This is a genomic window from Chitinophaga sp. (assembly GCF_036569125.1).
Taxonomy (GTDB): Bacteria; Bacteroidota; Bacteroidia; order Chitinophagales; family Chitinophagaceae; genus Chitinophaga.
The window spans coordinates 1-7354 of record NZ_DATCRF010000417.1 but is presented as its reverse complement, the minus strand read 5'-3'; the positions used below and the strand labels follow the sequence as shown (position 1 = coordinate 7354).

Genomic DNA, 7354 nt, shown 5'->3' with positions numbered 1-7354 from the left:
GGTGGCAGCATCCATGCCTATACCGGTATCGGTTACACGAATATGTACGGTTTCTTTTTCCGTAGCAGCAGCTATGGTAATATGGCCGCCGCCAGGTGTGAATTTAATAGCATTGGAAAGCACATTGCGCAGCAGCACGGCCAGGTGATCCGGGTCGGCATACACCAGCGTATCCTTCGGTACCTGCTGGTAAAAGACCAGGGCTTTCTCATCCATCTGCGATCCCATTTTCTGCTGCAGCTGTATAATAGCTTCCTGCACATCGCAGTACTGCGGGTAAGCTGTGCTGCCTTTTAACTGGATATGCGACCAGCGCAGGGTATTATCTAAGCTCAGCAGCACATTATCCAAACTGTTACGCGCCCGGCCTGCAAACTCGTTGAACAGGGGTGCAGCCATCTCCGCATCCAGGCTTAAGAGGGAACGCATGGCAGCCAGGGGTTCCCGCAGGTCATGTGAAAGAATAGACAATATTTTTTCTTTGGATTTATTGAGGTTCTCCAAACGCACGGCCTTATCTTCATTCTGCCGGTTCAGCCCTTCCATCTGCTGCCGGTAACGCTGCTGCTCATACTTATTATATAACAGCACTACCATCATCATCACGAATACAGATGTTACGCTAATGATATCGCGCGAAGGGGGTAAAGCCTCTATTAACGGCCTGTGATGGCTGTTGTAAATACGGGTGAAGATGAAGATGAACATATCCACCAGCGCCATTACGGCTATTAACCACCAGGAATCCAGCAGCAGTATGATCACTGCTATATTTAATAACAGCAGCAGCTCTGTATTATTATGATAGGCCAGCGAAATAAAACTGAAGAACAGGGCAATGGTCATGATGGCCGTGAACCGGGCAGGCTGGAACAGCTGGCGTTGCTGCAGCAGGAAAATGCCCGCTATCACCAGCGATAACAACAGGTAGCAGCAGGCTAACCATAAATGTGCCGTTGCCAGGTTCAGCACCAATAACGCCGCTACCATTACTAAGCCCAGCAGCGCCCCTGCATTCAGGGACCTTATTTTCTTTTGCTCTTCGAACGGATGACCAGGCCTGATTCCAATATTAACTACGCTATGAATGAACGGATACATGGAAGATGCGAAACTATAGCATTTTGACGGTATTTTCATTACGTTTAGCCGCACTAAACATGGGGCTGCTGGCGATTGCAGGCTGGACAAGCGCCCGTCTTAAAAAAACCGGGACGATTAACCAATGCTTAACAAATGGCCGGTTTCTACACAGTATCTTTAAAGACAAGAATTTATTAGACATAGCAGGTATTCTTACCACGCTAATTTCAAAAAGGACTCCTCTGGGCAAAGCGGGGTCCTTTTTTTAATTTGTCCTGTTCATTTCTCATTTTCCCCTGTACCCGCAAATTGTTAACTTCACAGCCATGGACGCAGATATCCATACCCGTTACCATTCCGACTTTTACCGCGTGCTGGATTTTAAATGCCGCTGTACGGATTGCCGTACTTCCAAACCGGAGTATGCGGAAAGCTTTTGCATCAGCTTTGTACGCAAGGGCAATTTCCTGTACAATGTGTTCCGGCATTCGCTGGACTCGTATAACGGCTGTGTGATCATTACCAAGCCGGGTTATGAACGTACTATTACACACACGCATGCCATACCGGATGAATGCACCATCTTTGAATTTACGCACAGCTTTCACCAGGAGCTGACTCAACGTTATGGACATACGAAGTTCTTTCAGGATAATGACCTGCACTCTACCCTGCTGCGTACGGATACAGAAACGGAATTCCTGCATTTTTACATCAGCCGGTTAGTGGGCTTACGCTCCGGCAGCAAGCTGCAGATAGATCAGCTGGTGCTGCAAATGACGGATAAGGTATTAGGCTCCGTTACGGACTATGCACCGGATACCCGCATTAACAGCCGCTTAAAAAAGAATCATCTTAGCACCATAGAGCGGGCTAAGGAATATATTACCACCCATTTTACACAGGATATTTCCCTTTTTGAAATTGCGGCGTATTGTTATGTAAGCCCCTTTCACTTCAGCCGGATCTTTAAAACCTTTACTTCCTGCTCACCGCATCAATACCTGCTGTCCATCCGTTTGCAGCATGCGGCCCTGCTGCTGCGCAATACCATGCAAACCGTGGCGGATGTGGCTTTTAGCTCCGGCTTTAACAGCATTGAACATTTTACAGCGGCTTTCCGGCAGCAATATCAATGTCCTCCCGCGGCTTTCCGCACCGGTATTACCAGCTCCCGTTAAAAGAGCAAGATTCCTTAAGTGTTTGCCTGGCGCGGCCAATAGCTTTGCTGCATAAAATCTATGTTTTTATGAAAGCGCAATTATTAGCTACGCTGGAAAATTCAAAACAGTACACTTTAAATGTTGCCGGTAAAATGCCGGAGCGCGGTTATTCCTTTAAACCGGTAGAAACGGTTTGGACCTTTGGCGAGCTGTTACACCACATTGCCTACGGCATACAATGGTGGCAGGAGAATTATATAAAAGGCAATGAAATTGCCTGGGCGCCACCGGAAGCTGTGGTAAAGAAAAAGGAGCTGCACAGCTACCTGGAGCAGGCGTATAATGAGCTGAAGGCCACGGTGGACAGCAGCAAACTAACGGAGGATGTTGTTAAAGGTTTTCATGCCACACTGGATCATATCACCCACCATCGCGGGCAGGCAGTAACGTATTTGCGCTGCCAGGGCATTGAGCCGCCGGAATACGGTTATTAATGCTGAACGCGGAATGCAGAATGCATAAGCATCCGGCATTCCGCATCCGTAATTAATTCTCCTCACTTCTGTGTAACTGATGCTACGTTATTTGTATAGCAGGCAGGGCTTATGTTTGGGCATATAAAAGAGTAAGCATTTAAGTACAAGTATATTCTGCTTTAAAATAAAAACTGATGTTCAACCGCGCATAACATTTGCACTTCACCTTAATAAGGAAGTAGCTAACTCCGCTTTGGTTTCACATCTGTTTACATTAAAAAAGTATATATGAAAATGCAAAAACTTTTCCTTGCAGGCATGCTTGCTATGAATGCCCTGTGTTTTACTGCCTGCTCTGATGATGATGATGGTATAGACAATCCACTGGTCTCTGAACGGGATAAGAACTTTATGGTACAGGCCTCTTATGGAAACTGGAGCGAAGTGGATATGGGAAAAGTAGCGGATTCAATGAGCGCGAACGCCGGCGTTAAAATGTTCGGGCAACATATGCAGCAGGACCATTCAGCTTCACAGGCAGAGCTGGCGGGCATCGGGGACAGCTGGCAGGTGAACCTGCCGGAAATGCCGGATAGCCTGCATATTGCGCTTAAAGCACAATTAATGAACATGCGCGGGCATACTTTTGATACCGCCTATATTAACGGGCAGATCAAAGACCACGTAAAAACCATTGCGTTGTTTGAAGATGCTGCTGCCAACAGCAACCAGCAGCGGTTAAAAGATTACGCCAATAAATACCTGCCGGCCATTCGCATGCATAAGGCCATGGCAGATAGCCTGGCGGCTACGCTTATTATTCCGTAACCTCCGGCAGGGCACAGCAGCAAGCAGTAAGGCGCGCGTAATACAGCATAATTTATTATTTTAGGGATATTACTACCCTAAACCATTAACCCTTTATGCTTCGTTCCACGTTCACTGCCCTATTGTGCTGCTGTGCCCTTTCCTTATTTGCACAGATAAGCATCAGCGATAACCACCGTTACCTGCTGCGTGATGGTAAACCTTTTTTCTGGCTGGGCGATACTGCCTGGGAGCTGTTCCACCGCCTGAACCGGGAACAGGCCGACCAATACCTGCAACACCGCGCCAGCCAGGGATTCACGGTGATACAGGCTGTTATACTCGCAGAGTTTGACGGCTTACATACACCCAATGCTTACGGCAACCTGCCGCTGCAAAAAGATGATCCCACCAAACCGGAGGAAGCCTATTTTAAGCATGTGGATTACATCCTTGACAAAGCCGCATCCAATGGCCTGGTAATAGGGTTACTGCCTACCTGGGGCGATAAGGTGTGGAAATCATCCTGGGGAAAAGGGCCGGAGATCTTTACCCCGCAAAATGCCAGGGTGTATGGAAAATGGTTAGGGAAACGATACCGTAACAGGAAGAACATTGTTTGGATCCTGGGCGGCGACCGTATACCGCAGAACGACCAGCAGCTTAGTATCTGGCGGCAAATGGCAACCGGCATCCGGGAAGGGCTGGGCAAAAAGAATAAGGCGGTTATCACTTTTCATACCCAACCCAATGCATTAGGCTCTGCGGAGTGGTTCCATAAAGATGCCTGGTTAAGCTTTAACATGTTCCAGAACGGCCATTGCCGCAATACGCCGGTATATGACAAGATCCAGGCGGCTTACAACCTGACGCCTGTAAAGCCAGTGCTGGATGGAGAGCCCATTTATGAAGACCACCCGGTATGCTTTAATGCAAAAGAGCTGGGCACTTCCAGCGCATATGATGTAAGGACCTATGCCTACCTGGACCTGTTTGCCGGCGCCTGCGGGCATACCTACGGCTGCCATGACATCTGGCAGTTCTACTCCACCAGCTATGAATCAGTGAACAATCCGCATGTGCTGTGGCAGCAGGCGATGGACCTGCCCGGGGCGGGGCAAATGCAATATGTGCGTAAGCTCATGGAAGCGAACCCCATGTTAGAACGGGTACCGGACCAATCCCTGATCCTGGAAAATAACCTTACACCGGCCGAACGCGTACAGGCTACACGCGGTAAAGACTACCTGTACGTATACACGGTATCCGGGCAACCTTTTACAGTGGTGCTGGGAAAAATAAGCGGCGCCCGGCTGCAGGCAGGCTGGTACAATCCCCGTAATGGCGAGCTTAAACATATTGGCGAGGTGGAAAACCAGGGACAGCAAAAATTTACACCGCCCGGCACCGGGTATGGGCAGGATTGGATCCTGATATTGCAGGATGCAGCCAGGGAATTAAAACTTTGATAACGGATAAAAAATTTAATAAATATATTTTCTCCCAATACTTACATCTAATTCATTTTTCATATATTTGTTTCAGTGATCCCTAGCTATATAACTGAGCGGAAAGTTTATTACAAAAGCGAACCAAGAAATATTTAATGCTAAAGCACTATCGTTAGCTGAACTTATCACTAAGAACTGAGTACAATTTCATTTTTAATTCCCGGCTTCCAAAAAAGGACAACGTCATCAATCAATCACAGGAAGTCAGCTATTCTATATTAAGGTGTTAATACCTAAAAAATAAAAATATGGGGAGAATACTGTTTAACGAACCCTCAAAGACCGGGACAGGACCGGCCTCTCAAAAGACCACCACTACAGGTACCGGCTTTATAAGCGACAGAGACCTTCTGAAGAAACGTTCCAAAAAGTATATTGACTTTTTATCCAAACTTGACCAAAAAACATTAACGGATACAAAAGGCTGGAATGAAGCCATGCAAATAATCCAGGAGGAGTTTGGCACAGCGGAACTGGCATCCCTGCCCCTGGGAATTGTAAGCAAATGTTACCTGGGACATCCCTATGAAGTACACATCATGGATCTGAGCGCCACCCAGATCATTCAACATTATAAGATCTCAGAACCTATGCCCGGTGAGTTTGAAAAGGCCCGTGGCGTGGCTAAACATAATACTTATGCCCTGGTAGAGGTTTATAACGATAAACTGATACTTCTCCGGGAAGACGGCACTGCAATTAAATTATAAATAATACCACAACTCCATGTCACAACAGGTTATTACTTACGCTGACCTTTCTATCATAAACAATGCATTAAGGTCTATTAGCTCGGATATGGCAGGCGTACATTCCGATCTGGGTTCAATAAATTTCAAACAGGATCAGCTGGAGAGTGAATTAGATAAGCTGGCAACAGCCTTTGCTGATTTTGTGGCTGCAGACAGCCAGCATAAAGCGCTGCAGCTGGCTGAAACCCGTGTTGGCAATCTGCGGCAGGAACTGCAGATCAAATACGGGTACTACGCCGAAATACGCAGAATGGCCACCGGCATTCTGCAAAGTGTTGATACCGGCATTGTAAGCGACGATACCTTACGCTTTTCCACAGAGGAAATAATGATCAAAGCGCCGGGCTACTGGCTGGCGCCTGCTTTAATTGTATTGTCGGCATGGATCCGTGATGACAAGAACAACGCAGACAAAGCATTGACCGAAAGCCTGAAAAGGGATGACTATAAAACAACCCTTTTCTTTATGCTTGTAATGAGACGGCTGGGCAGGAATGATGCAAGCATGAAATGGCTGGAACGGTATTTTATGCACCAGAATCCCCACTACCTTGACCGGGAATTTATTGTGATCCTGGAGGCAGTAACCACCGGGGTATTCCCTCCTGCTGCGCGGCAGCTGATGATGACGAATGTAAAGAACTGGATCGTACAGCTATCGCAAACAGATAATTTCATTAATGAGCAAAAGAACCAATGGATCACTTTCTTCAGATCTGTAGGGCAGGTTAGCGATACTTATCCCTTATTAAAAAAGTTTGCGGCTAATTATGCCGATCTGGAAAGCGCTTTACGCAACGCTAAGGCTTACCAGGCCATGCTGCTGCATTTCAATAACATTTTTTCTTCCTCAGCCGACCTGTCAAAAGTGGTAAGGGTGCAGCTCGATGAAATACTTACTTTATTAGTTACCAATTTTGACGAGGAGGAGCTGCCGCTGCAAAAACAGGTAAGGTTAAACCAGCTTATTATTGAAATGGATGGAGATAAAGCAGCCGCCCAATTAAAGATGGATGCTGAACAGCACATTTTTGATGAGCAGGTGGATTTTCTGCAATTACTGACCAATGCAGCTTTTAACCCGCAGCTTTCCGGCGCCACTAAAGCCACACAGGCCTTAGCGGTATCCATAAGCCAGCCCTGGATCATTGAGGCGCATGATACTTTTACCGCGCAGAACAGGAGCACCATACCCCCGCAGGCCAACCTGTCAATTGATGGCTTTAACACCGCCACTGCAAACGGGGAAGATGAAACAGCGCAGCTGCAAAAGCAGGAAGCTTTTTATAAAAGTGAATTAGCCCTGGAGCTTTCAAAACTTTCCTTCCCCTATCCCATGATCGCTATCGGCGTTTTAATTTGCCTGGGCGGATTATGGGGATTTTCCTATCATGTAATTCTTGGGATTATCGGATTGGGTATTGGCGCCATCATGATATGGAGTAAGCTGGCTGCTCATAAAAAAGAGAAACAAAAAATTGCCGATAACATGGCAGAGCGGGAAAGAAAAGCCAAAGAGGTATTACGCGGTTGTATTGCGGAATTGGTGGACTATAGAAAGG

7 protein-coding genes are annotated in these 7354 nt (G+C 46.9%); 6 read left to right on the top strand and 1 reads right to left on the bottom strand.

Annotation, left to right across the window (positions count from 1 at the left end):
• Window positions 1-1101, bottom strand: a 1101-nt coding sequence (locus VIM87_RS15520) for a HAMP domain-containing sensor histidine kinase (RefSeq protein ID WP_331997873.1), incomplete at its 3' end; no start/stop codon positions are given.
• 308 nt (window positions 1102-1409) lie between these two features.
• On the opposite strand from VIM87_RS15520, the gene VIM87_RS15515 reads away from it, so the two are divergent.
• From VIM87_RS15515 to VIM87_RS15490, 6 genes are all read left to right on the top strand, one after another.
• Window positions 1410-2264 (top strand): AraC family transcriptional regulator, encoded by an 855-nt coding sequence (locus VIM87_RS15515; protein WP_331997872.1) that lies wholly within the window; start codon window positions 1410-1412, stop codon window positions 2262-2264.
• 68 nt (window positions 2265-2332) lie between these two features.
• Window positions 2333-2740, top strand: coding sequence for a DinB family protein (locus VIM87_RS15510; protein WP_331997871.1), 408 nt, complete (start codon window positions 2333-2335; stop codon window positions 2738-2740).
• A 270-nt stretch (window positions 2741-3010) separates the two neighbouring features.
• Window positions 3011-3550 (top strand): DUF4142 domain-containing protein, encoded by a 540-nt coding sequence (locus VIM87_RS15505; RefSeq protein WP_331997870.1) that lies wholly within the window; start codon window positions 3011-3013, stop codon window positions 3548-3550.
• A 95-nt stretch (window positions 3551-3645) separates the two neighbouring features.
• A complete protein-coding gene (locus VIM87_RS15500) occupies window positions 3646-4998 on the top strand; it encodes a glycoside hydrolase family 140 protein (RefSeq protein WP_331997869.1) in 1353 nt (450 codons plus the stop codon).
• Window positions 4999-5288: 290 nt separating this feature from the next.
• A complete protein-coding gene (locus tag VIM87_RS15495; protein WP_331997868.1) occupies window positions 5289-5750 on the top strand; it encodes a hypothetical protein in 462 nt (153 codons plus the stop codon).
• 16 nt (window positions 5751-5766) lie between these two features.
• A partial coding sequence (locus tag VIM87_RS15490; protein ID WP_331997867.1) for a hypothetical protein occupies window positions 5767-7354 on the top strand: 1588 nt, incomplete at its 3' end.

Bases quoted from the DNA above. Each gene is read 5' to 3' on its own strand.
- VIM87_RS15495 (WP_331997868.1), top strand. From the start codon at position 5,289: ATGGGGAGAATACTGTTTAACGAACCCTCAAAGACCGGGACAGGACCG.
- VIM87_RS15500 (WP_331997869.1), top strand. From the start codon at position 3,646: ATGCTTCGTTCCACGTTCACTGCCCTATTGTGCTGCTGTGCCCTTTCC.
- VIM87_RS15515 (WP_331997872.1), top strand. From the start codon at position 1,410: ATGGACGCAGATATCCATACCCGTTACCATTCCGACTTTTACCGCGTG.
- VIM87_RS15510 (WP_331997871.1), top strand. From the start codon at position 2,333: ATGAAAGCGCAATTATTAGCTACGCTGGAAAATTCAAAACAGTACACT.
- VIM87_RS15505 (WP_331997870.1), top strand. From the start codon at position 3,011: ATGAAAATGCAAAAACTTTTCCTTGCAGGCATGCTTGCTATGAATGCC.